This is a genomic window from Ruegeria sp. BB9 (assembly GCF_056539345.1).
Genome location: NZ_JBQFUU010000001.1, coordinates 196,118 through 220,832, shown reverse-complemented (window position 1 = coordinate 220,832; position 24,715 = coordinate 196,118). Strand labels below are relative to the sequence as shown.

23 protein-coding genes are annotated in these 24,715 nt (G+C 64.2%); 9 read left to right on the top strand and 14 right to left on the bottom strand.

The window, feature by feature from the left end:
- The first annotated feature begins 109 nt into the window (after positions 1-109).
- A complete protein-coding gene (locus tag ACR0FC_RS01065) occupies positions 110-3,271 on the top strand; it encodes a valine--tRNA ligase (protein ID WP_170337561.1) in 3,162 nt (1,053 codons plus the stop codon).
- A gap of 123 nt (positions 3,272-3,394) precedes the next feature.
- The gene (locus tag ACR0FC_RS01060) at positions 3,395-4,561 is read left to right on the top strand and encodes a benzoate/H(+) symporter BenE family transporter (protein WP_254437744.1); all 1,167 of its coding nucleotides are present in this window, start codon (positions 3,395-3,397) and stop codon (positions 4,559-4,561) included.
- A 27-nt stretch (positions 4,562-4,588) separates the two neighbouring features.
- Here the strand turns inward: ACR0FC_RS01060 and ACR0FC_RS01055 are convergent, their stop codons facing one another.
- Positions 4,589-5,371 carry a crotonase/enoyl-CoA hydratase family protein gene (locus ACR0FC_RS01055; protein ID WP_170337560.1) on the bottom strand — a complete coding sequence of 261 codons (783 nt, stop codon included), beginning with the start codon at positions 5,369-5,371 and terminating at the stop codon, positions 4,589-4,591.
- Between the two features lie 144 nt (positions 5,372-5,515).
- On the opposite strand from ACR0FC_RS01055, the gene ACR0FC_RS01050 reads away from it, so the two are divergent.
- A complete protein-coding gene (locus ACR0FC_RS01050; protein ID WP_170337559.1) occupies positions 5,516-6,625 on the top strand; it encodes a pyridoxal phosphate-dependent aminotransferase in 1,110 nt (369 codons plus the stop codon).
- Here ACR0FC_RS01050 and ACR0FC_RS01045 read toward each other — a convergent pair.
- The 6 genes from ACR0FC_RS01045 to ACR0FC_RS01020 form a co-directional block, all read right to left on the bottom strand.
- Entirely contained in the window at positions 6,622-7,812 is a 1,191-nt protein-coding gene (locus tag ACR0FC_RS01045) for a pyridoxal-phosphate-dependent aminotransferase family protein (RefSeq protein ID WP_170337558.1), read from the bottom strand. The two genes, ACR0FC_RS01050 and ACR0FC_RS01045, sit on opposite strands and share 4 nt — an antisense overlap.
- A 52-nt stretch (positions 7,813-7,864) precedes the next feature.
- Positions 7,865-8,500 (bottom strand): bifunctional 4-hydroxy-2-oxoglutarate aldolase/2-dehydro-3-deoxy-phosphogluconate aldolase, encoded by a 636-nt coding sequence (locus ACR0FC_RS01040; protein WP_093962724.1) that lies wholly within the window; start codon positions 8,498-8,500, stop codon positions 7,865-7,867.
- Positions 8,501-8,504: 4 nt separating this feature from the next.
- On the bottom strand, positions 8,505-10,310 hold the full coding sequence (edd, locus tag ACR0FC_RS01035) for a phosphogluconate dehydratase (protein WP_170337557.1): 1,806 nt from the start codon (positions 10,308-10,310) through the stop codon (positions 8,505-8,507).
- A gap of 1 nt (position 10,311) precedes the next feature.
- On the bottom strand, positions 10,312-11,757 hold the full coding sequence (zwf, locus tag ACR0FC_RS01030) for a glucose-6-phosphate dehydrogenase (RefSeq protein ID WP_170337556.1): 1,446 nt from the start codon (positions 11,755-11,757) through the stop codon (positions 10,312-10,314).
- A gap of 146 nt (positions 11,758-11,903) precedes the next feature.
- Positions 11,904-14,147 (bottom strand): phosphoenolpyruvate--protein phosphotransferase, encoded by a 2,244-nt coding sequence (gene ptsP / locus ACR0FC_RS01025; RefSeq protein WP_170337555.1) that lies wholly within the window; start codon positions 14,145-14,147, stop codon positions 11,904-11,906.
- Between the two features lie 46 nt (positions 14,148-14,193).
- Complete coding sequence (locus ACR0FC_RS01020; protein ID WP_170337554.1) at positions 14,194-15,432, bottom strand: aspartate kinase; 1,239 nt, start codon at positions 15,430-15,432, stop codon at positions 14,194-14,196.
- Positions 15,433-15,598: 166 nt separating this feature from the next.
- On the opposite strand from ACR0FC_RS01020, the gene ACR0FC_RS01015 reads away from it, so the two are divergent.
- A complete protein-coding gene (locus ACR0FC_RS01015) occupies positions 15,599-15,955 on the top strand; it encodes a hypothetical protein (RefSeq protein WP_170337553.1) in 357 nt (118 codons plus the stop codon).
- On the opposite strand, the gene ACR0FC_RS01010 is transcribed toward ACR0FC_RS01015, so the two are convergent.
- The 5 genes from ACR0FC_RS01010 to ACR0FC_RS00990 form a co-directional block, all read right to left on the bottom strand.
- Positions 15,949-16,587 (bottom strand): SDR family oxidoreductase, encoded by a 639-nt coding sequence (locus ACR0FC_RS01010; RefSeq protein ID WP_170337552.1) that lies wholly within the window; start codon positions 16,585-16,587, stop codon positions 15,949-15,951. The two genes, ACR0FC_RS01015 and ACR0FC_RS01010, sit on opposite strands and share 7 nt — an antisense overlap.
- Positions 16,588-16,590: 3 nt before the next feature.
- Positions 16,591-17,046, bottom strand: coding sequence for a DUF1178 family protein (locus tag ACR0FC_RS01005; RefSeq protein WP_170337551.1), 456 nt, complete (start codon positions 17,044-17,046; stop codon positions 16,591-16,593).
- A gap of 72 nt (positions 17,047-17,118) precedes the next feature.
- Entirely contained in the window at positions 17,119-17,739 is a 621-nt protein-coding gene (locus ACR0FC_RS01000) for an NUDIX hydrolase (protein WP_170337550.1), read from the bottom strand.
- Complete coding sequence (locus ACR0FC_RS00995; protein WP_170337549.1) at positions 17,696-18,445, bottom strand: EcsC family protein; 750 nt, start codon at positions 18,443-18,445, stop codon at positions 17,696-17,698. The genes ACR0FC_RS01000 and ACR0FC_RS00995 overlap by 44 nt, the downstream gene beginning before the upstream one ends.
- Positions 18,446-18,499: 54 nt before the next feature.
- Complete coding sequence (locus ACR0FC_RS00990; RefSeq protein ID WP_170337548.1) at positions 18,500-18,994, bottom strand: GNAT family N-acetyltransferase; 495 nt, start codon at positions 18,992-18,994, stop codon at positions 18,500-18,502.
- A 72-nt stretch (positions 18,995-19,066) separates the two neighbouring features.
- Between ACR0FC_RS00990 and ACR0FC_RS00985 the strand changes: the two genes are divergently transcribed.
- Positions 19,067-19,672 carry a flavin reductase family protein gene (locus ACR0FC_RS00985; protein WP_170337547.1) on the top strand — a complete coding sequence of 202 codons (606 nt, stop codon included), beginning with the start codon at positions 19,067-19,069 and terminating at the stop codon, positions 19,670-19,672.
- Positions 19,673-19,687: 15 nt separating this feature from the next.
- Here ACR0FC_RS00985 and ACR0FC_RS00980 read toward each other — a convergent pair whose 3' ends face one another.
- Entirely contained in the window at positions 19,688-21,322 is a 1,635-nt protein-coding gene (locus ACR0FC_RS00980; protein ID WP_170337546.1) for a SulP family inorganic anion transporter, read from the bottom strand.
- Between the two features lie 216 nt (positions 21,323-21,538).
- Here ACR0FC_RS00980 and ACR0FC_RS00975 point away from each other — a divergent pair, with 216 nt between their 5' ends.
- Together ACR0FC_RS00975 and ACR0FC_RS00970 are read left to right on the top strand one after the other, a co-directional pair.
- Positions 21,539-22,411: an S-methyl-5'-thioadenosine phosphorylase gene (locus ACR0FC_RS00975; protein ID WP_170337545.1), complete on the top strand. Its 873-nt coding sequence runs from the start codon at positions 21,539-21,541 to the stop codon at positions 22,409-22,411.
- A 61-nt stretch (positions 22,412-22,472) separates the two neighbouring features.
- Positions 22,473-23,102, top strand: coding sequence for a LysE family translocator (locus tag ACR0FC_RS00970; RefSeq protein WP_040634229.1), 630 nt, complete (start codon positions 22,473-22,475; stop codon positions 23,100-23,102).
- Between the two features lie 6 nt (positions 23,103-23,108).
- Here the strand turns inward: ACR0FC_RS00970 and ACR0FC_RS00965 are convergent, their stop codons facing one another.
- The gene (locus ACR0FC_RS00965; RefSeq protein WP_170337544.1) at positions 23,109-23,291 is read right to left on the bottom strand and encodes a hypothetical protein; all 183 of its coding nucleotides are present in this window, start codon (positions 23,289-23,291) and stop codon (positions 23,109-23,111) included.
- A gap of 200 nt (positions 23,292-23,491) precedes the next feature.
- On the opposite strand from ACR0FC_RS00965, the gene ACR0FC_RS00960 reads away from it, so the two are divergent.
- Together ACR0FC_RS00960 and ACR0FC_RS00955 are read left to right on the top strand one after the other, a co-directional pair.
- Complete coding sequence (locus tag ACR0FC_RS00960) at positions 23,492-24,031, top strand: adenine phosphoribosyltransferase (protein ID WP_093962739.1); 540 nt, start codon at positions 23,492-23,494, stop codon at positions 24,029-24,031.
- 170 nt (positions 24,032-24,201) lie between these two features.
- The gene (locus tag ACR0FC_RS00955) at positions 24,202-24,684 is read left to right on the top strand and encodes a fasciclin domain-containing protein (protein ID WP_170337543.1); all 483 of its coding nucleotides are present in this window, start codon (positions 24,202-24,204) and stop codon (positions 24,682-24,684) included.
- Positions 24,685-24,715 lie beyond the last annotated feature (31 nt).

The window sequence follows — 24,715 nt, the reverse complement described above, 5'->3', positions numbered from 1 at the left end:
GCCTTGATGCGGCGGATGTCCAGTGCGCGAGGTGCTTGGCCCTTTCCCTTCCCGCCGCCATTCGCTATTGCAGGCGCTGACCCAAGATCGATGACGCAGGACGCACCCGATGGCGATGGACAAGACATTCAACGCGGCCGAGGCCGAGGCCCGGATCTACAAGGCCTGGGAACAGGCCGGAGCCTTCAAGGCAGGCGCGAACAAGTCGCGCGACGAAAGCTTTTGCATCATGATCCCGCCGCCGAACGTGACCGGCGCGCTGCATGTGGGCCATGCGTTCAACAACACCCTGCAGGACATTCTGACCCGCTGGCACCGGATGCGCGGGTTCGACACGTTGTGGCAGCCCGGGCAGGACCATGCCGGCATCGCCACGCAGATGCAGGTCGAGAAGATGCTCGCCGCCACGCAACAACCCGGCCGGAACGAACTGGGCCGTGAGAAGTTCCTTGAGAAAGTCTGGGAGTGGAAGGGCGAATACGGCGGCACCATCATCGAGCAGCTGAAACGCCTCGGCTCTTCGTGCGACTGGTCGCGCAACGCCTTCACCATGGCCGGTGCGGCCGGCGACCCGCGCACGGGCCACGAAAACAGCCCCAACTTCCATGACGCGGTCATCAAGGTCTTTGTCGACATGTACGACAAGGGCCTGATCTACCGCGGCAAGCGGCTGGTCAACTGGGACCCGCATTTTGAGACCGCGATCTCGGACCTCGAGGTCGAGAATATCGAGGTCGCCGGCCATATGTGGCACTTCAAGTACCCGCTGGCCGGGGGCGATACCTACACCTACGTCGAAAAGGACGAGGACGGGAACATCGTGCTCGAGGAAGAGCGCGACTACATCTCGATCGCCACGACCCGCCCCGAAACCATGCTGGGCGACGGCGCGGTTGCGGTGCACCCGTCGGACGAACGCTATGCGCCCATCGTCGGCAAGCTGTGCGAAATCCCGGTGGGCCCGAAAGAGCATCGCCGCCAGATCCCGATCATCACCGACGAATACCCCGACCCGAATTTCGGCTCGGGCGCGGTGAAGATCACCGGCGCGCATGATTTCAACGACTATCAGGTGGCCAAGCGCGGCAAGATCCCGATGTACCGCCTGATGGACACGCGCGGCCACATGCGGGCCGACGGCGCGCCCTACGCGGACGAAGCCGCCAAGGCCCAGGAATATGCCCGCGGGCGCGAATTCACCGAGAACGAGATCGACGCGATCAACCTGGTGCCCGACCACCTGCGCGGCCTGGACCGATTCGAGGCGCGCGCCAAGGTGGTCGAAGAGATCACCGCCGAAGGTCTGGCCGTGATGACCCGTGCGGATGATCCGCGCCTGGGATCGACCGCGCTGAAACCCGATGCCGAAGGCGCGGACGCGCTGGTGCCGCTGGTCGAGAGCAAACCGATCATGCAGCCCTTCGGCGACCGCTCGAAGGTGGTGATCGAGCCGATGCTGACCGACCAGTGGTTCGTCGAGACGTCAAAGATCGTGGGCCCCGCGCTGGACGCCGTGCGCGATGGCCGGGTCAAGATCATCCCGGAATCGGGCGAAAAGACCTATTACCACTGGCTGGAAAACATCGAACCCTGGTGCATCAGCCGCCAGCTGTGGTGGGGGCATCAGATTCCGGTCTGGTATGGGCTGGACCTGTCCGCCGAGGATTTCAAGGATGACGAAAACGACGGCGAGTTGGACCTGGTCGAACTGGGCCGGCTGCTGAACGAAGGCGGCATGCTGCACCGGGGCACGGTCATGGAGTGCGCCGCCAGCTTCGAGGACGTCACCGGGAAGTTCCTGGATGACAATGCCGACATTCCCAGCCCGCTCAGCCACGCCACGGTAATCGAGGTGGCCGACAAGCACGAGGCGATCCACCGGTTCGCCGAAAGCCTGGCACAATACGCCATCGACCGCGACCCGACCAAGCTGGTCTATCCGGTCTGGCGCGACCCGGATGTGCTGGACACCTGGTTCTCGTCCGGCCTGTGGCCCATCGGCACGCTGGGCTGGCCCGAACAGACCGAGGAGTTGCAGCGCTACTTCCCCACCGATGTCCTGATCACCGGGTTCGACATCCTGTTCTTCTGGGTCGCCCGGATGATGATGATGCAGCTGGCCGTGGTGAACGAAATCCCGTTCCACACCGTCTATCTGCACCAGCTCGTCCGCGACGAGAAGGGCAAGAAGATGTCCAAGACCACCGGCAACGTCATCGACCCGCTGGAAATCGTGGACGAGTTCGGCGCCGACGCGCTGCGCTTCACCAACGCCTCGATGGCGGCCATCGGCGGCGTGCTGAAACTGTCGCGCGAGCGGATCACCGGTTATCGCAACTTTGGCACCAAGCTGTGGAACGCCGTCCGCTTTGCCGAGATGAACGAGGTCTTCACCGACGCAGTCCCGCAACTGGACGTGGCCGACCTGCAGCCCAAGGCCGCAGTAAACCGCTGGATCATCGGCGAAACCGCCCGCGTGCGCGAAGAGGTCGACGCCGCGCTGGAGAGCTATCGCTTCAATGACGCGGCCAATGCGCTTTATGCCTTCGTCTGGGGCAAGGTTTGTGACTGGTACGTGGAATTGTCCAAACCGCTGCTGCAGGGCGACGATGCCGAGGCCCAGGCCGAGACCCGCGCCACCATGCGCTGGGTTCTGGACCAGTGCCTGATCCTGCTGCACCCGATCATGCCCTTCATCACCGAAGAGCTGTGGGGCCTGACCGGCGCGCGGCCCAAGATGCTGGTGCATGCCGACTGGCCAACCTATGCCGCCGCCGATCTGGTCGATGCCGACGCGGATCGCGAGATGAACTGGGTGATCTCGGTGATCGAGAACACCCGCTCGGCCCGCGCCCAGATGCGCGTTCCGGCGGGCCTGTACGTGCCGATGCTGGTGACCGAGATCGACGCCCACGGCCAGGCCGCCTGGGACCGGAACGAGGCGCTGATCAAACGGCTGGCCCGGATCGACAGCCTGACCAAGGCCGATACGCTGCCCAAGGGCACGATCTCGATCGCGGCGCCCGGCGCGTCCTTTGGCCTGCCGCTGGCCGACATCATCGACATCGGCGCCGAGAAGGAACGGCTGGAAAAAGCCAAGGGCAAACTGGCCAAGGAACTGGGCGGTCTGCGCGGGCGTCTCAACAACCCCAAATTCGTGGCCTCGGCCCCGGAAGAGGTGGTGGAAGAGGCCAAGGCCAACCTGGCCGCCCGCGAAGAGGAAGAGGCCCGCATCAACGAGGCGCTGGCCCGACTGGCCGAGATCGCCTGATCCGTCAGCCCTCCGCAGCTTGACGAAACCCCGCCGCGCGCCCGGCGGGGTTTTTTCCACCCGGCCCTGTTCACCGGGCCAAACGGTTGCTAGCAATCTCGGGACCAATCCACCGAGGCCCCCATGTCCAGACCCTTTCCGCCGATGCAGACCGTTTCAACCGGGCTGGTCGTGGCCGTAGTCGGCTTTTTCAGTTCCTTTCCGATTGTCCTGCAGGGGCTGGACGCCATGGGCGCTTCGGGGCCGCAGGCGGCATCGGGGCTGATGATGGCCGCCCTTGCCATGGGGCTGGCTGCGATCGTGCTCAGCCTGTGGTACCGCCAACCGATCAGCGTGGCCTGGTCCACGCCCGGTGCGGCGCTGCTGGCGGTTTCGGCCGCGCCGGCCGCGGGTTTCTCAGATGCCATCGGCGCGTTCCTGTTTGCGGGTGCGCTGGCCGTGCTGGCCGGAATGTGGCGCCCGCTGGGACGGTTGGCGGCGGCGATTCCCACCACGCTGGCGCAGGCGATGCTGGGCGGAGTGCTGCTGCCGCTGTGCATCGTCCCGTTTCAGGCCGCGGTCGAGATCCCCTGGCAGGCCCTGCCGGTGATCCTGACCTGGTTCATCGCCGGACGTGTGCACAGACTACTGGCGGTTCCCGCCGCCGTACTGGCCGCCGCACTGGTTGTCGTTCTGTTCTCTGACGGACCGTCGGTGCGCCCCGACCACCTGCTGGCCGCGCCGGTCTGGATCACGCCCACCTTTTCGGTGGCGTCGATGATCGGCATCGGGGTGCCGCTGTTCGTGGTCACGATGGCCACGCAGAACATCCCCGGCATCGCGGTCATGCGCAGCTTTGGCTATGCCCCGGTCGCAGGGCGGCTGTTCTCGGCCGTGGGCGGGGCCAGCATCCTGTCGGCCCCCTTCGGCGCGCCGGCGACCTGCCTTGCGGCCATTACCGCCGCCATGTGCTCGAACGAGGACAGCCACCCCGACCGGGATCAGCGCTATTGGTCTGCGGTCATGGCCGGGGTGTTCTATTGCCTGTTCGGGGTATTCGCCGTGGCCATCACCGGGTTTGCCGCCCATGCTGATCCGATGCTGATGGGCACGTTGACCGGCGTCGCACTGATCGGGGTCATGGCCAATGCCACCTTCGCCGCGCTCGAGGTTCCGGCCGAGCGCGAAGCCGCGATCCTTACCTTTGCTATCACCGCCTCGGGCATCACCGTGTTTGGCCTGGGCGCGGCGGTCTGGGGTCTGCTGGCAGGCGGCATCGCCTATGGGGTGACGACGCGTCTGCGGGGCTGAGGCCCACCTGGCCGCGGCCCGCGAGGTTTACTTGAAATCGGGCTTGCGGCCCTGCATCTGGGCCATTACCACTTCCATCTGGTCGGGTTTGCCGATCAGCTCGACCTGTTCGGCGGATTCGGCCAGCAGAACCTCGGCGCGCGACTTGGTTTCGGCCACCTCGATCAGGCGTTTCGCGGCGCGGATGGCCGAGGGGCTCTTGCCCGCAATATCCTCGGCCAGCGCGATGGCTTCGGTCAGCGGATCATCCGACAGGCTGGTGACCAACCCCCAGTCGGCGGCCTGGGCGGCACCGATGGGCCGCGCGGTATAGGTCAGCATGCGCAGCACGTCGGACCGTACCAGTTTCGGCAACAGGACCATGCCGCCCATGTCGGGGATGATGCCCCATTTCATCTCCATCACGGCCAGCTTGGCATCGGGATGGGCAATGCGGATATCGGCACCCAGCGCGATCTGCAGTCCACCGCCATAGGCCACGCCCTGAATGGCGCAGATCACCGGCACCGGCACGCGGCGCCAGATCAGCGCCAGCTCCTGCATCTCATTCGCGTCGTCATGGCTGCGGGTCATCAGCCACTCGGTCGGGTCCTTGTGCGCCATGGCCGCGAAGCTGGCCATGTCGAGGCCCGCGCAGAAGCTTTTGCCCTCGCCCGACAGGACCACGGCCCGGGCGTCCGAGGCGGCGACCTCTTGCCCCGCTGCCAGGATCGCCTTGACCATCGCATCATCCAGCGCGTTCATCTTGTCGCCGCGGGTCAGGGTGACATGGGCGATGTGGTTCCTGTATTCGACTGATACGCGCGCCATCTGGGCCTCCGGGTTTGATGTTCCGGGCAAACAATGCCCCGAAACCCGCAGCCGACGCCAGCCCGACGTGAGGGCAGACCGGTGCGGACACCCCGGCCTCATGCAAGGCTTGCCCCGGCCATGCCCTTGGGATTATCTGCGCCCATGACCGGACCCAGATACACCCCGCTTGCACAATCCCTGCCCGCAACCGTGCCCTTCGTCGGCCCCGAGACGCAGGAGCGCCAGCACGGCGCGCCCTTCGTGGCCCGGCTGGGCGCAAACGAGAGCGTGTTCGGCCCCTCGCCCCGCGCGATCGAGGCGATGCGGCAGGCCGCTGACGGCATCTGGATGTATGGCGACCCCGAAAACCACGATCTGCGCCATGCGCTGGCCGATCATCACGGGATCAGCCCCGACAACATCGTGGTCGGCGAAGGCATCGACGGGCTGCTGGGCTATCTGGTGCGCCTGATGGTCGGTCCGGGCGATGCGGTCGTGACCTCGGACGGGGCCTATCCCACCTTCAACTACCACGTCGCGGGCTATGGCGGGACGATCCACAAGGTGCCTTATGCCAACGATCACGAGGACCCGGCCGCCTTGTTCGCCAAGGCAGCCGAGGTCGGCGCCAAGCTGGTCTATCTGGCCAACCCGGACAACCCGATGGGCAGTTGGCATCGCGGCACGGACATCGTCGCGGCGATGGACGCCCTGCCGGACGGCTGTCTGCTGGTTTTGGACGAGGCTTACGTGGAATGCGCGCCCGTCGGCACCGCCGCGCCGGTCGCGGCGGATGATCCGCGCGTGATCCGGATGCGCACCTTTTCCAAGGTCTACGGCATGGCCGGCGCACGGGTCGGCTATGCGATCGGAGCGCCCGGGTTGATCTCGGCCTTCAACAAGGTGCGCAACCATTTCGGCATGAACCGCATGGCGCAGGCCGGGGCGCTGGCCGCCCTGCACGATCAGGACTGGCTGACGCAGGTACAAGCACAGATCGCCTCGGCCTGCGACCGGATCGGCGCGATCGCGCGTGACAACGGGTTGGCCCCGCTGCCCTCGGCCACCAATTTCGTGGCGATCGACTGCGGGCGCGACGGAGCATTTGCCAAGGCGGTGCTGGAGGCGCTGGTGGCGCAGGGGATCTTCGTGCGGATGCCATTTGCAGCCCCGCAGAACCGCTGCATCCGCGTCAGTTGCGGCACCGAAGCCGACCTGAACGCCTTTGCCGCCGCCCTGCCACAGGCGCTGGCGGCGGCGCGCAGCGCCTAGCCCGCCAGAACCGCCGCCGCAGCCTCGAGCGCGCCGGACCCGCGCGGGATCTCCAACGCGACCATGGCGGTTTCGATGCCGCCCAACAGGCCCATGACCATGTGCCCGTTCAGATGGCCCATGTGGCCCAGCCGGAAACATGACTCCTCGTCCGCCATGCCCAGCCCGATGCCAAGGGTCAGGCCCAGATGCCGCTCGGTATAGCTGCGCAGGGGGGTGCCGCGACCCTCGGTCAAGCGCAAGGCGGTGACGGCATGGCTGCGATGCGCACGATCGCAGACGTTCAGGTGCAGCGCCCCGCCTTCGGCCCAGACCTCGCAGGCAGCCCAGACGGCTTGTGCCAGCCGCGCATGGCGGGCCCAGACGTGCTCAAGCCCCTCGGCATGGATCAGATCCAGGGCGGCGCGCAGACCATACAGGTGGTGCGTCGGCGCGGTGCCGCCGAAATACTGATAGAACCAGTCGGGCTCTGATCGCGGCTGCCAGTCCCAATAGCCCGAAACCCGCGGCATCGCGGCCCGTTTGGCCTTGGCCCGGTCGTTGAAGAACACGAAGGACATGCCCGCCGGGGTCATCAGCCCCTTCTGGCAGGCGGTGACCATGACATCGACGCCCCAGTCATCCATCTCGAACCGGTCGCAGCCCAGCGAGGCGATGCAGTCCGCCATCAGCAATGCCGGGTGGTTCAGATCGTCCAACAGCGCCCGCAGCGCCGGAATGTCGTTGCGGATCGAGCTTGACGTGTCCACATGCACCGCAAGAACCGCCTTGATCCGGTGGTCGGCATCAGCCCGCAGGGTCTGTGCAATCCGGTCCATGTACCACGGGTCGGACGGACCGAAATCGATCAACTCGACCTTGACGCCCAGACGCTCGGCCATTTCCGCCCAGCCATGGGTGAACCGCCCCGAAGCCGGAGCCAGCACGGTTTCCCCCGGCGCCAGAACGTTGGACAGCGCCGCCTCCCACGCGCCGTGGCCGTTGGCGATGTAGATCGCCACCTCGTGCCGTGTACGGGCCACGCGGCGCAGGTCGGCCGTCAGGTCGGGCATCATCTCGACCAGTTCACCGGCATAGATATTGGGCGACGGGCGGTGCATGGCCTGCAGCACCGCGTCCGGAATCACGGAAGGGCCCGGAATGGCCAGATAATTTCGCCCTTGGGCGAGGGACATATTGTCTGTCATGTGGATCAACCTGCCTGTAATGGCGCCCACCCTAGCGCCCAGTTAGGCGAGGTCAATCCATCAGGGCGGCGGCCTCACGCGCGAGGGTTTCGATCCCCGCCCAGTTACCCTGTGTAACCATCTGTTTCGGCGCAACCCAGCTGCCGCCCGCGCAGATCACGTTGGGCAGGGACAGGTAGTCGCGCGCGTTGGCGGGCGACACACCGCCAGTCGGGCAGAAGGTGATCTGCGGCAGCGGCGCGCCGATCGCCTTGAGCGCAGGCGCCCCGCCCGAGGCTTCGGCCGGGAAGAATTTCAGCATGTCATAGCCCTGCTCAAGCAGGCGCATCGCCTCGGTCGCAGTGGCCGCGCCGGGCAGCAGCGGCAGGCCCTCGGCCTCGCAGGCGGCGATCAGGGCGTCGGTGGCACCGGGCGATACCCCGAATTGCGCGCCCGCCTCTTTTGCGGCGCGGACATCGTCGGGCGTGACCAGCGTGCCGGCCCCCACGACCCCGCCGGGCACCTGCGCCATGGCGCGGATCGCGTCCAGCGCGGCGGGCGTGCGCAAGGTCACCTCGAGCGCGGGCAGGCCACCGGCCACCAGAGCCTCGGCCAGCGGGCGGGCATGGGTGGCGTCATCGACGACCAGAACCGGGACGATGGGCGCCAATGCGCAGATCTCGCGTGTGCGTTGAGTTTTTGCGGACATAGGCTCAGGCTCCGAAAATGCTGGCACCGGCATCGGCCGAGCCGACGGCGTTGCGGAACGTGGTAAACAGGTCGCGGCCGACCCCGTATTGATGCGCCGAAAGATCGGCGGTGGCGGCGGGGCGGTCCAGCACGCCGGGGGTCAGGATTTCAAGTTGACCCCGCACCGCGTCGACGCGCAGCAGGTCGCCATCGCGCAGCTTGGCGATCGGGCCGCCGTCCAGCGCCTCGGGGCAGACATGGATCGCCGCGGGCACTTTGCCCGAGGCCCCCGACATGCGGCCATCGGTCACCAACGCCACCTTCTGCCCGCGCCCCTGCAGGATCGACAGCAGCGGCGTCAGCGAGTGCAGTTCGGGCATGCCGTTGGCCTTGGGCCCCTGAAAACGGACCACGACGATGACATCGTCGGTGAACTCGCCCGCCTTGAACGCGGTCTTGACCTCGTCCTGGTCGTGGAAGACGCGCACCGGGGCCTCGACCACCTGGTGTTCGGGCGCCACGGCCGAGACCTTCATCACGCCGGTACCCAGGTTGCCGCTCAGCCGCGACAGGCCTCCGGTGGGCTGGAACGGGTCACTGGCCGGGCGCAGGATTTTTTCGTTCAGACTGTGGCCGGCGCCGTCCTCCCAGACCAGCGCGCCATCGATCAGCTTGGGCTCCTGCGTATAGTGGCGCAGCCCCTGCCCCGCCACGGTCAGCGTGTCGGGATGCAGCAAGCCTTCATCCAGCAGCGTGCCGATGGTATACCCCAGACCGCCCGCGGCGTGGAAATGGTTCACGTCGGCCAAACCGTTGGGATAGACCCGCGCGACCAGGGGCACGACGCCCGAGATGTCCGAGAAGTCCTGCCAGTCCAGCACGATGCCCCCGGCACGGGCCATGGCGATCAGGTGGATCAGCAGGTTGGTCGACCCGCCCGTGGCCATCAGCCCCACGATGCCGTTCACGAAGGCCCGTTCATCGAGGATCTGGCACACCGGCGTGTAGTTGTTGCCCAGCGCGCTGAGTGACAGGGCACGGCGGGCGCCTTCCTCGGTCAACGCATCGCGCAGCGGCGTGTTGGGGTTGACGAAGCTGGAGCCCGGCAGGTGCAGGCCCATGAACTCCATCAGCATCTGGTTGGTGTTGGCGGTGCCGTAAAAGGTGCAGGTGCCCGGCCCGTGATAGGCGGCCATCTCGGCGGCCATCAGTTCTTCGCGGGTGGCTTCGCCGGCGGCGAATTTCTGGCGCACCTTGGCCTTTTCGTCGTTAGGCAGGCCGCTGGTCATCGGGCCGGCGGGCAGGAACACCGCCGGAAGGTGGCCAAAGCTCTGCGCTGCGATCACCAGCCCTGGCACGATCTTGTCGCAGACCCCCAGGAACACCGCTGCATCAAAGGTATTGTGGCTGAGCGCCACCGCCGCCGCCAGCGCGATCACGTCGCGCGAGAACAGCGACAGCTCCATCCCGGCCTCGCCTTGCGTGACCCCGTCGCACATGGCCGGAACCCCGCCCGCGACCTGCGCGGTGCCGCCCGCGGCACGGGCCGCGCGGCGGATCAGTTCGGGATAGCGCTCGAACGGCTGGTGTGCCGACAGCATGTCGTTATAGGCGGTGACGATGCCAAGATTGCCCACGCTGGTCGTGGCCATCGTCTGCTGATCGGCCCCCGCCCCGGCATAGGCATGGGCCTGGCCGCTGCACGACAGATGCGCGCGCGCCGGCCCTTCGGACCGGGCCTGCTCCATCCGCTGCAGATAGGTACGGCGGGGATCGGCGCTGCGCTCGATTATCCTTTGGGTGACATCGGTGATGACGTTGTGAACCATCTCAACCTCCGATCTGGCGCCAGCGGCGCCCGTCGCGATGCATCAGCATCAATGCGTCTTCCGGGCCGGAACTGCCCTGATCATAGCGCGAGGGGCGGTCGCCGCGCTCTTCCCAGCCCTTGATGATGGGATCGACCCAGGCCCAGGCGGCCTCGACCTCGTCGCCGCGCATGAACAGGGTCTGGTCGCCGCGGATCACGTCCATCACCAGCCGTTCATAGGCGTCCTGTGCACGCACATCGGCACCCAGCGCCTCGGCAAAGCTCATGTCCAGCGCCACGTCCGTCAGGCGGAAGCCGCCCGGGCCGGGATCCTTGATCGTGGTGCGCAGGGTGATGCCCTCGTCGGGCTGCAGGCGGATCACCAGAACGTTGCCGTGCAGCGGGCCGACATTGGGAAAGATCGTGTGCGGCGGGTCGCGGAAAAACACCGCGATTTCGGATTCGCGGGCGCGCAGACGCTTGCCCGTACGCAGATAGAACGGAACCCCCGACCAGCGCCAGTTGCCCACGCGCACCTTCAGCGCGATGTAGCTTTCGGTCAGGCTGTCGGGGTTGCCCACATGATCAACATAGCCGTCGCCGCCCTTGTCCGCCCGGTACTGGCCGCGGGCGATGTCGGTCGGGGCGACAGGTTCCAGTGCCTCGATCACCTTGACCTTTTCACTGCGCACCGCGTTGGGCGAAAAAGTCGAGGGCGGCTCCATCGCGGTCAGGCACAAAAGCTGCACCAGGTGGTTCTGCACCATGTCCCGCATCGCACCGGACTGGTCGTAATAGGCGCCGCGCCCTTCGACCCCGACGGTTTCGGCCACGGTGATCTGGACATGATCCACATGGGTCGCGTTCCACAGCGGTTCGAACAGCGAGTTGGCAAAGCGCAGCGCCATCAGGTTCTGCACCGTTTCCTTGCCCAGGTAATGGTCGATCCGATAGATCTGATGTTCTTCGAAACAGGCGCGCAGACCTTCGTTCAGCGCCTTGGCCGAGGCCAGATCATGGCCAAAGGGTTTCTCGACCACGATGCGGCTGTCGGGCGTGGCAAGCCCGTGATCATGCAGGCGCTGTGCGATGCCGGGAAACAGTTTCGGACCGACCGACAGATAAAAGGCGCGCACCACGTCAGCACGCAGCGATTTGGCCAGCTTGTCCCAGCCGTTTTCGCCCAGCGCATCGACCGATACGTATTCGACCCGGGCCAGAAACCGGTCCAGCACGTCCTTTTTGAACGACGGGGCGAATTCCTTCATCGACTTGCGCACCTGCGCACGGAACCCATCATCGTCCATATCCGACCGCGCGGTCCCGATGATGCGCGCATCTTCGGGCATCTGCCCCACTTCGAAGCGATGGTAAAGGCCCGGCAGGATTTTGCGCTGGGCCAGATCTCCGGTCGCGCCGAACAGGACCAGATCGAACGGATCTACCGGGATTACGCGTGAAACCATGGCTGGCTCCCTTCTTCGGACAATCCGGCGCGGTCTGCAGCCAGACATCCTGTTACCGCTAACATTCGTGGCTTGGATAGAAAGACCAAGCCCAAAAAGCAAGCCCGGATTTCGGAATCGGGCCTTTTTTCGCGGTCACCCGGGCGTCAGCCGTTGTCGCGCAGATACTCCATGATCGCCGGACGCACCGATTGTTCGCCCCGATGGCGAGCGTCGGCGATGATCTTGCGGACCTCCTGCAGGTTCGAACGCAACAGCAGGCTTTTGACCGGGCCGATCGAGGCCGGGCGCATCGACAGGGTGCGGATGCCCATCGCCGCCAGGCAGAGCGCCTCGATCGGGCGGCCGGCATCCTCGCCGCAGAAACTCAACGGCGTGTCGGAAATTCCGCACCGTTCGACGATGCGCTCGATCAGGCTGAGGAAGCTGACATTCAAGGTGTCATAGCGGCGACGCACCAGCTCGTTTTCACGGTCGGCTGCGAAGAAGAACTGCTTCAGGTCGTTGCCACCGATCGAGATGAAATCGACCTCGTCAAAAAACTTCTGCGGCGCGAAGGCCAGCGAAGGCGTTTCCAGCATCGCCCCGATTTCAAGCGTTTCGGGCAGAACATGGCCCAGACGCTTTTCGCGGTCGATGGTCTTGTTCACTTCCCACCGGGCCTCGCGGTATTCATCGGCCTGTGCCACGAATGGGAACATCACCGTCAACGGTCGCCCCTCGGCGGCGCGGATCAGCGCCTGCAACTGCATGCGCATGACCCCACGCTTGTCCAGACCCACGCGAATGGCACGCCAGCCCAGCGCCGGGTTGGGCTCGGCAACATGCTTCATGTAGGGCAGTACCTTGTCCGACCCGATATCCAGCGTTCGGAATACCACGCGCTTGCCATCGGCCGAATCCAGAACGCGTTTATACTGCGCCACCAGTTCCGACCGTTTGGGCATCTGGTTGCGGATCAGGAACTGCAATTCGGTGCGGAACAGGCCAACGCCCTCGGCTCCGGACGTCTTGAGCGACGGCAAGTCGGCCATCAGGCCAGCATTCATCACCAGATTGATCCGCTCGCCATCCTTGGTCACGGTCGGGGTTTCGCGGATCGAGGCATAGCGTTTCTGCGCCTCGGCCTGCATGGCCATCTTGTCGCGGAAGGCGCTGACGACGGTATCCTCGGGGCGCAGATGCACCACCCCTTCATCGCCATCGACCAGAATGTGGTCGCCGTTCAAAGCCTCGGTCGTGATCCGGCCCACATGCACCACCAGCGGGATGGCCAGAGCGCGGGCGACGATGGTGGCATGACTGCCGACCGAGCCTTCCTCGAGCACGACACCTTTCAGCGAACGGCCATACTCCAGCAGGTCACCCGGGCCGATATTGCGCGCCACCAGGATCGGATCGGGCGGCAGCTCTTTACCGTTCGACCCGCCCTGCCCGGTCAGGATGCGCAGCAGACGGTTGGACAAATCGTCCAGATCCGCCAGACGCTCGCGCAGATAAGGGTCGGTGACCTGGCTCATCCGGGCGCGAGCCTGCGACTGTTCCTTTTCCACCGCCGCCTCGGCGCTGAGGCCGCGGGCGATATCCTCCTCCATCCGCCGCATCCAGCCCTTGGAATTGGCGAACATACGGTAGGCTTCCAGAACCTGCAGCTGTTCAGTGTCACCGCCCCGCGAGATTTCAAGCATCTTGTCGACGCCCACGCGCAGCTCTTCGACTGCTTCGTTCAGCCGCTCCAGCTCGCGATGTGGATCGTCGGCGATCGGGTTGGTGACGACGACGCGCGGCTCGTGCAGCCAGACATGCCCTTCGGCCGAGCCCTCTTGTGCCGGGCCACCGCGCAGCAAAATGGATTGCTGATGCAGCGGTGAAAGAGCGGCACCTTCGCCCACAAACGCACCCAACTCGGCCATTTCCGCAAGGACCATTGCCACAACTTCAAGCGCATAGACCTCATCCGCGGAAAACTCGCGTTGAGCGCGGGACTGGACCACAAGAACCCCAAGCTTCTGCCCCAGCCGCTGAATGGGCACACCCAAGAACGATGAAAACCGCTCCTCGCCCGTTTCCGGCATGTACCGAAAACCTTTCTCGGAGGGCGCATCGGCGGCGTTGACGACCTTGCCGAACTTGGCCACCCGGCCAACAAGACCTTCGCCCAGACGCATCCGGGTCTGGTGAACGGCCTCGGGAGCAAGACCTTCGGTGGCACACAGCTCCAGGGTTTCGTCGTCGCGGAACAGGTAGATCGAACATACCTCGCACCGCATGCTGTCGGCGATCAGATGCGTGATCCGGTCAAGACGCTCCTGACCGGCCGCCTCGCTTGCCATCTCCTCGCGCAGCCGCCCCAGCAGCTTGCGGGATTCTGTTTCCATTCCGTCTGCCATCGCCCGATCTACTCTGCGGTGTCAGGCGGGACCTTGGCCGAGATGCTCAGGCCGCCTTTTCCAGTTCAAAGGCATCATGCAGCGCCTGAACGGCAAGTTCCATGTATTTCCGGTCGACGAGGACGGAAATTTTGATCTCGGAGGTTGTAATGACCTTGATGTTGATCCCCTCATCCGAGAGTATCTTGAACATCTTGGCCGCCACGCCCGACTGCGAGCGCATGCCGATGCCCACCACCGAAACCTTGGCCACATCGGTGTCGGCGACCAGCTCGGCATAGTTCAACTCGCCACGCTCCTTGACCGCCAACAGCGCCTTTTCGGCGCGCGCCACCTGGTTGGTGGGGCAGGAAAAGGTCATGTCCGTGCGCCCCTCGTCCGAGATGTTTTGCACGATCATGTCGACATTGATCCCCTCATCGCTGAGCGCGTTGAAGATGATCGCGGCGATGCCGGGGCGGTCGGCGACCGACACGACGGTCATCTTGGCCTCGTCCCGCGAATAGGCCACACCCGAGACTACATTGGATTCCATGATTTCCTCCTCGTCGACGACCAGGGTTCCGGCCTCGTCGGACTGTTCCTCGAAGCTCGAGAGAACACGCAGTTTCACCTTGTACCTCATCGCCAGCTCGACCGAGCGGGTCTGCAGCACCTTGGCCCCCAACGAGGCCAGTTCGAGCATTTCCTCGAACGAGATCTTGTCCAGCTTGCGCGCCTTCTCGCAGATGCGCGGATCGGTGGTATAGACGCCATCCACATCCGTGTAGATGTCGCAGCGCTCGGCGTCGAAGGCTGCGGCAAAAGCCACTGCGGTGGTGTCCGAGCCACCCCGACCCAACGTGGTGATCCGCCCCTCGGGGCTGAGGCCTTGAAAACCCGCCACCACGGCGACCTTCATGCCCTCGCCGAACTTCTGGTTGATGTTGTCGGTCGGTATGTCCAGGATCCGCGCCGCCGAATGGGCGCCATCGGTGAGCAGCGGCACCTGCCAGCCCTGCCAACTGCGGGCGGGGATGTCCATTTCCTGCAAGGTCAGTGCCATCAGACCGGCGGTGACATTCTCGCCCGAGGAAACCACGGCATCATATTCGCGCGCGTCATATAGCGGCGAGATCTCGTCAACCCAGCCGACCAGTTCGTTGGTCTTGCCCGACATGGCCGACACGATGACGATGACGTCATAGCCCTTGGCCACTTCGACGCCGATGCGCTTGGCTGCGCGGCGGATGCGGTCGAGGTTGGCGACGGATGTGCCGCCGAATTTCATCACGAGTACGGGCATGGGGGCAAATGTCTCCGCGCCTTGGATTTCCGGTCCCGAGCGTCTTATGCGAGGCAACACGCAAGAGCAAGGGCACATAGAACGGTAGGACACTGCAGCGCAACGCTTTACAAGGACCGGCAGCAATGTCAGCGTATCGTCAAGGATTTAAACCATGAGGAGTACCATGCTGCGTTTTGTTTTCGCCTGTGCGCTGATGTCCGGCCCGGCTCTGGCCCAGGTGGCTTCACTGTCCGGAACGGACGGCCAGAACGCGTTGGGAACGGTCCCCTGCGCCGCGTTGGCGGGCCAGCCGTTGAAAAATTGCCCTGCCGAGTTGCGGCGCAAGGATGATGGCACTGCAACCCTGGCGGTTCAGTTGGATACTGGGGAAGTACGCCGCATCTATTTCACCGATGGAAAGCCGGATTCCAGCAGCTCGACGTCGAAGATCACTTCGGAAACGCGGGGCGAAATTCTGGTGATCTTCATCGATCCCGGTGAAGTCTACGAGATCCCCAAGGCAGCGCTGGCCGCTCAGTAAGGATGTGCCTGCCCGTCCCAGGTTTCAAAGCAGCCGGTGGAGTCCAAACTCAGCGCATCGAAACGCTCGGTCAACCCGGCAACGGCCTGTGACACGGTGATGTCGGCGGCCTGACCGCCCATGTCCGTCTGCACCCATCCCGGGTGATAAATGCCGACGGCGATGCCATCGTCCTTGATATCCACCGCCAGGTTGCGCCCAAGGTTCAGCACAGCCGCCTTGGAGGCCCGATAGATATAGCTGCCCCCGGGCGCCCGCGTGTGCGAGGCCATCTGCGACGAGATGATCGCGATCTTGCCGCGCGCCGCACGCAGATTGGGCAACAAGGACTGAATGGTCAGAAACACCCCGGTGACGTTGGCCGCAAAGGTCTGGCCCCACATCTCGGCCGGGTAGCCGTCGATTGTTTGGCCTTTGTCCAGATAGACACCTGCATTGCAGATCAACAGATCTACGGGCTGGCCATCCAACTTGCGCGCCATCTGCGCCTGTTGCGCCGGGTCGGTAACGTCCAGACGAATATCGGCGGAATCGTCCCGTGCGGTGCCGGTGACAGTATCGCCGCGGCCACGATAGCATTCAGCAAGAGCACGCCCAATGCCGCGATTGGCGCCGGTGATAACAAGATGCACGGTTCAGTTCGTCTTTCGGCTTGGAATGAACGGCAGAGGGGCCACGGGAACCCCATCTTCGATCAGGGCCTTGGCCTCTTCCGGCTTGGCCTCGCCATAGATGGCGCGCTCCGGGGCCTCGCCCAGATGTATCTTGCGGGCCTCGCGCGCAAATTCGTGGCCGACATAATCGGAATTCGCCTCGACCTTGGCGCGCAGGGCGTTGAGAACGCGCTCTATCTCGGCCTTGGTCGGTTGGCGCTGGGCTTCGGGTCGATCACTGTTCTCCGCGCGCGGCATTGCAGCAGATGAGCGCGCAGACTGGACCCGCGGCGTCATGATCGCCTTTTCGACCCGGGTGCTGCCGCAAGTCGCGCAAGAGACCATTCCAGCCTTGGACAGCTTGTCGTAAGCGTCCGCAGACTGGAACCAACTGTCAAACGCATGACCATTGCAGCATTTCAGTGAATATTGAATCATCTGTCGCCCAAAATGTCGGTGGGCCAATAGATACTGACAGACATGGCAATATCAAGTCTTTACAGAGGCGGTTCAATGAGGATTGAGCGCATTTGACAGCAACAGCCCGGAAAGCCCGCCGATCGAAACCGCTTGTGCTGCTTTTTCCGGCAGCATCCATCTACGCCGCCGCTCGGCGACCTCGGGGAACCGATCCGCCGTCTTGGCAACAAGCAACGGGTAGACATCAACGACGCATGTCACCCGCCCCAGATCCCGGTGGTGTTTGTCGAAAGAGAACTGTCCGATACTGCGCGTCTCACAACGGCCTGTCACACCGGCCTCTTCCCAGGCCTCCTGCGCTGCGGTCTCAGACCCGCTTAGGCCGTCGATCATGCGGCCTTTGGGGATGATCCACCGCCCCGACCCCCGGGTCGTGATCAACAATATCTCAGGCACCCCGCGCCGAAGCCGGTAGCATAGAGCCGCAGACTGCGGCAGAACCGGAAATGCCCCGGTTTCGGACAGAATGTCTGGTGACAGCCCTGCGCTTTTCACGCTGCCCCGCCTCTTGTTTGTTCTTCTTGCCTGTTTTCGGCCACTTATCTTGCGGGCCGATTGGGTGCAGGATACCACATCCTGCGGTTCTGTCCAATTTTGAAACTGTGGGTCAGGCCAACATGCGACGTTGCAGACGCTGCACAAGCTCGTCATGCGGAATATCGGCATCGATCGCCAGACGCCGCAGGCCGAAATGCACACGGGCAATCTGCTGATAGTACCGGGCGTAGAGGTAGTTTGCGCCGCCTCCGGCCAAGGCCCCCAATACCGGAACGGTCTGTGCCGCCAGTTTTTGCCCCAAAACGACCGACAACCTCGGAGCGACAGCAGCAATGATCTTTTGCAGAGCGGGGCCCGTCACGGTCAGTCGGACTGAAAAGAACCCCATGTCTGCGCCGTCGTCATGCGCCAAGGGACCTGCCGCCGACAAAACGCGGATGCAATCGAACTGCACGTTCCTTGCCGAGGGGTCAAAACCTTCACGCGATGCGGCACCCTGTATTGCGCGCAACAACATGGCCGTGGTCGCCGGAAGCTCGATCAACGCCGTCGTCAGGCCGCCAGCCCCACCCGCGGCGCCCATCGTGGTCGATATGGCGGTGTTGACCCACGGCTTCTGGTCGGGAACCGCGCGGCGCGATCCGTCAGCGGCACGAACTGCAAGCCACAAGGCCTGCTCGGTTGCACCGGTCAGCCCATCGCGCACCGAACCGGGCAGCTGTTCCAGCAGCGACTCAGCCGATCCACCCAGACGATTGAGCAACCTGATACCGCTGCCGCCCGCGCTGCGGTAGTGGCTTGCCAGCCGGTCCAACTCAGCGTCGGGGTCGATTTCTCCGACGAGAACGACGTCATTCATTCGGTGTCCTCCTGACCCTGAAACATTGGCATTTCACAACGCCGTTTCAATAGATCAGCGCGTCCAGCGGGTCACCGAACCACTCACTCCGTGCCAGGCGCCGGGCGCCAAATCCAGCCCGAGGACCCGATCCGGGTTGGTTGGCGGTGGCATCTCTACCCCCTCGAGCCGGGCAAACCCAAAGCGTGAATAGTAGGGCGCGTCACCGACCAGCATGACCCGCTCCCACCCTTTGGCCCGCCCCGCTTCGATGCCTTCACGGATCAGAAAACCACCCAACCCTTCGCCCTGGTGGGTCGGGTGGACGGCCACGGGCCCCAGCAAAAGCGCATCGTGTGCGCCAACATGAACGGGCCAGAATCGGATGGCCCCGGCCAAAATCCCCTGCCCGTCACGGGCCACCATCGACAGGCCCGGCACTGGCGGAACATCGTCGCGCAAGCGGTAGGAGGACAGCGCCTCGCGCCCCGGTGCAAAACACAGGTCGTAGAGGGCTTCGACTTCCCACCAATCCTCCGGCTCTTCCGGCCTGATCCCGAACTGCTGCACCGCGGCCCTCTTTTCGACTCTGGCAATCGCCCTAGCACTTCGCTAGGCCTTGAGCAAACGCTTGGAGACCAGATGTTCTATCGCCCCGAAGACGGTCACGGTTTGCCGCACAACCCGTTCAACGCCATCATCACGCCGCGCCCGATCGGATGGATCTCGACCCGCAGCGCCGATGGGATCAACAATCTGGCGCCCTATTCATTCTTCAACGGGGTCGCCTATACGCCGCCGCAGGTGATGTTTGCCTCCACCGGCACGAAACACGACCAGGACCGCGGAAAGGACAGCATCGCCAATATCGAGGCGACCGGCGTCTTTTGCGTCAACGTGGTGGCCCACGCCCATCGGGACGCGATGAACGCAAGCTCGGCCAGCCTTCCGAAAGAGGTGGACGAGTTCGCCTACGCCGACCTGACACCTGTGGAATGCGAAACCATCCCATGCGCTCGCATCGAAGGCGCCCCCGCCGCGCTGGAATGCAAACTGACCCAGATCGTCACGCTGCCCGGCCAGGCCAACCGGGTGGTTTTCGGACAAGTCGTCGGCGTGCACCTGCGCGATGACTGCCTGAAGGACGGCAAGTTCGACGTCACCACCTTTCAACCCTTGTCGCGGCTTGGGTATCGCGACTACTCGGTGGTGACGGAGTTGTTTTCCCTCAATCGTCCAGACGATTGAGCCGGGTTTGGGGGCTCAATGGCCGCCCAGAACGCCGGTTCGAACAGAATAGTCGACCGCAAGGCCGTAATCCGGGTCATCGTCGCTGTCGACCATCAGGTGACCTGCTTTCTTGAGCAGCTTGTGGCAATCCCGGCTGAGATGGCGCAGCATGACGCGCTTGCCTGCCGCCTCGTATTTCGCGGCGATGTTTTCGATGGCCTGCAGGGCCGATTGGTCGACCACACGGCTGTCGGCGAAGTCCACGATCACCGTTTCCGGGTCGTTCTGGACATCGAACAGTTCGACAAACCCCTCAGACGAGCCGAAGAACAGCGGCCCCTTGATCTCGTAGACCTTGGCGCCTTTCTCGGTTTCCGAGTCGCGGGTGACCGCGTGGATGCGCTTGGCGTTGTTCCAGGCATAGGCCAGCGCCGAAACGATCACGCCGACCACGACGGCCACAGCGAGGTCTTCCATCACGGTGACGACGGTGACCAGAACGATGACGAAGGCATCCGTCAGCGGCACCTTGCGCAGGATGTTGAACGAGTTCCAAGCAAAGGTGCCGATCACCACCATGAACATCACGCCAACCAGCGCGGCCAGCGGGATCTGTTCGATCAGGGGTGAGCCGACAAGGATGAACACCAGCAGGAACAGCGCGGCAGCGATCCCCGCGATGCGCGTGCGGCCGCCGGACTTCACGTTGATCATCGACTGACCGATCATCGCACAGCCGCCCATGCCGCCAAAGAACCCGGTCACGACGTTGGCGGTGCCCTGCGCGATGCATTCCTGCGACGCACCACCGCGCTTGCCGGTGATCTCGCCCACCAGGTTCAGCGTAAGCAGAGATTCGATCAGGCCGATGGCGGCCAGGATGACGGCGTAGGGCAGAATGATCTCCAATGTCTCCCAAGTCAGCGGAACCATGGGGATGTGGAATTTCGGCAGTCCGCCCTCGATCGAGGCCAGGTCACCGACGCGCGGGACATCCAGCCCCATGCCGATCACCAACGCGGCAACCACGACGATGCCCGCCAGCGGCGCTGGCACGATGCGCGTGATGCGCGGCATCACCCAGATCACCACCATGGTCAGCGCGACCAGCCCCAGCATCGTATAGAGTTGCATCCCGGACAGCCATTCACCGCCGCTCATGCCGTGGCCAGTGTTTTCCATCGTGCCCGGCACCTTGAACTGGCCCAGTTGCGCCAGAAAGATTACGATGGCCAGGCCGTTGACAAAGCCCAGCATCACCGGATGCGGCACCAGTCGGATGAACCGGCCCCAGTGCATGGCCCCCGCGATGATCTGCAGAATGCCCATCAAGACCACCGTGGCGAACAGGTATTCGACCCCGTGCTGCGCCACCAGCGCCACCATGACGACCGCCAGCGCACCGGTTGCGCCCGAGATCATACCCGGACGGCCCCCGATCAGCGCGGTGATCAGCCCCACCAGGAACGCCGCGTAGAGGCCCACCAGAGGGTGAACCCCGGCGACGAAGGCAAAGGCCACCGCTTCGGGCACCAAGGCCAGGGCGACGGTCAGGCCCGACAGAAGCTCGATCCGCAGGCGGGCGGGGGTCAGCTTTTCGTCCGGCATCCAGCTCAGATCGGGAATAGCGAGGCGATTGGCAAAGTTTGCCAGCAAGGCTCGGGGCATGAAATGGTCCTGTGGGTCAGAATGTTCGCGCGAAGGCGGTCGTATACCCGCCTTCGGCGCTGTCTGCTAGCCCATCGATGGCAGGCTGTCATGCAAAAACTGCAAGGCCGCGCGCCTTGTGGCCCCTGTGGGGCGCAAAAACACCGGCAAGCCTTGCCAAATGCCCGACAAGCCCGCAGAAATTCCCACAGGCAGGTATCGCAGCGGAGAACGAACGTGGCCCAGACAAAGATTGCCGTCATCGGCGGATCGGGAATTTATGACATCGATGGGCTGGAAACGCCGCAATGGGTTACCGTGGAAACGCCTTGGGGCGCGCCGTCCGACCAGATCCTGACCGGGACACTGGACGGCATCGAGATGGCCTTTCTGCCCCGCCACGGGCGCGGGCATGTGCATTCGCCGACCGAGGTGCCCTATCGCGCCAATATCGACGCGCTGAAACGGCTGGGGGTCACCGATGTGATCTCAGTTTCGGCCTGCGGCTCCTTCCGCGAACACATGGCCCCAGGCGATTTCGTGGTCGTCGATCAGTTCATCGACCGCACCTTCGCCCGCGAGAAAAGCTTTTTCGGCACCGGCTGCGTCGCCCATGTCAGCGTGGCCCATCCGACCTGCCCACGCCTGGGCGATGCCTGTGAATCCGCCGCCCGTGCGGCCGGCATCACCGTGCATCGCGGCGGCACCTACCTGGCGATGGAAGGGCCGCAATTCTCGACGCTGGCGGAATCGAAGATGTACCGCGAGCAGTGGGGCTGCGACGTGATCGGCATGACCAACATGCCCGAGGCCAAACTGACCCGCGAGGCCGAGCTTTGCTATGCCTCGGTGGCGATGGTCACCGACTATGACAGCTGGCACCCCGATCACGGCGAAGTGGACGTGACCGCGATCATCGCGACGCTGAGCGGCAACGCCGAGAACGCGCGCGCCTTGGTCAAAGGCCTGCCCGCCCTGCTGGGGGCAGACCGCACCCCCTGCCCGCATGGCTGCGACCGTGCGCTGGACCACGCGATTTTGACGGCCCCGGAAAAGCGCGACCCGCAAGTGCTGGCCAAGCTGGATGCGGTGGCGGGCCGGGTATTGTAGGCGGCCTTGACGGCCACGTGTTTTCTTAGGCTAGCTGCTGCGGATTTGACGGAGTTGGATGATGGATTTTGAACTTTGGCTGGCCTTTGTCGCCGCCTCGACCGCCCTTCTGCTGATACCGGGCCCGACGGTCCTGCTGGTGCTCAGCTATGCGCTGTCCAAAGGGCGCAGCGTGGCCGTGGCCTCGGCCACGGGGGTTGCGCTGGGGGACCTGATTGCCATGACCGCCTCGTTGCTGGGGCTTGGGGCGCTGGTGCTGGCGTCGGCCACGCTGTTTTCGGTGCTGAAATGGGTGGGAGCCGCCTATCTGGTCTGGCTGGGCATCAAGCTGCTGCGCAGTGCGCCGTCCGGCGGGATGCAGGCAGTTGCCACCGGGCGCGACGTCACCGCGCGCGGCGTGTTCGGCCATGCGGCCGCTGTTACTGCGCTGAACCCGAAATCCATCGCCTTCTTCATCGCCTTCGTGCCGCAATTTCTGCGCCCGGCCGAGCCGCTGGGCCCGCAGTTCGCGATCCTGATTGCGACTTTCGTGGGATTGGCCGGGCTGAACGCGCTGGCCTATGCGCTGCTGGCCGACCGGCTGCGCCGCGTAATCGGCCGCCCCGGCATCATCACCGGCATGACCCGTTTCGGAGGGTTGACCCTGATCGGAATGGGCGTGGCCACGGCGGTACTGCGCCGCCCGGCCTGAAAGCAGTCAGGTCCCGGCGTTCTCGGCCATGAATGCGCGAATGAACTTGCGGATCTCGCGCGCGGCCGAGGTGTCGAGATCGCGGCACAGCGCAACGAACGCGTCGCGTTCGTCCTTGTCCAGGCGCAGAACCAGCTGGCTGTTCTTTTTTGTGGATCCCTTGAGGTCGGCCTTGGCCACGGCTGTCATCCTTGTTCTGGGCCTGCATCAGCGCGTGGCACCTTCTATAGACAAAGCGCATCGCTTGTCGATACCCGCAGCCCCCCAAGGGCGGGTGATCCGGGCGCATCTGTTCCGCAGCAAATACGCGCAGGCAGGCAACCGTGGCTTGCATGACTGGCCGTGATACGCCAAACACCGCCGTGTTTTGACGCAAGAAGGGTTGCCCCATGTCCAGAAGCAAAACGGTCAAGGATTACATTCGGACCATCGTCGATTTCCCCCACGAAGGGATCATGTTCCGCGACGTGACGACCCTGTTTGCCGATCCCCGCGGGTTTCGCATGGCCATCGACCAGATGCTGCACCCCTATGCCGGCGAGCGCATCGACAAGGTCGTGGGGCTCGAGGCGCGCGGTTTCATCCTGGGGGGCGCAATCGCGCACCAACTGAGCGTGGGCTTTGTCCCGATCCGCAAGAAGGGCAAACTGCCGGGCACCACGATCAGCGAGGAATACAAGCTGGAATACGGCGAGGCCATCGTCGAGATCCACGATGACGCGATCCAGCCCGGCGAAAAGGTTCTGGTGGTCGATGACCTGCTGGCCACCGGCGGCACTGCCGCAGCAGGCATCAAGCTGATCGAACGTCTGGGTGGCGAGATCGTCAGCTGCGCCTTCATCATCGACCTGCCCGAGCTGGGTGGCCGGAAGGTGCTCGAGGACATGGGCATGGACGTCCATGTCCTGTGCGAATTCGAAGGGCTGTGAACAGACAACGGTCACGATTTCGTGACTTGTCGCTGGAAATGCCGCGCGCTTAGCGCGGCGTCGTTCGTTTTCCAGTCGGTTTTTTTGTCCCCGACGCGTGATCTCCTTCCGGCATGTCCCCGTATCGCCCCTGATGTCGCCGATGACATCCTCAACAAGGGAAGTAGATCATGTTTCGCAAATTCGCTGTTGCCGGTGTCGCCAGTATCCTGTTTTCGACCGCTGCCATTGCCGACGGCCACGGCAAGGACATTGTGGACACCGCTGTCGGAGCCGGCAGCTTCAACACTCTGGTTGCAGCCGTACAGGCCGCCGAGTTGGTTGACACGCTGAAGGGCGAAGGCCCATTCACCGTTTTCGCGCCCACGGATGAAGCCTTTGCTGCTCTGCCCGAAGGCACCGTGGAAACGCTGCTGAAGCCCGAGAACAAGGATCAGCTTGTTGCGATCCTCACCTATCACGTGGTTCCGGGCAAAGTGATGTCGGGTGATCTGTCCGACGACATGACCGCCGCCACCGTTCAGGGTGGAGAGATCACAATCGATCTCGACAACGGTGTCATGGTCAATGACGCAAATGTCGTTCAGGCAGATATCGAAACCAGCAATGGCGTGATCCACGTCATCGACAAGGTTATCCTGCCCGAGTCGTAAATAACGCATCGCTGCGGCCCGGAGCGTCCGG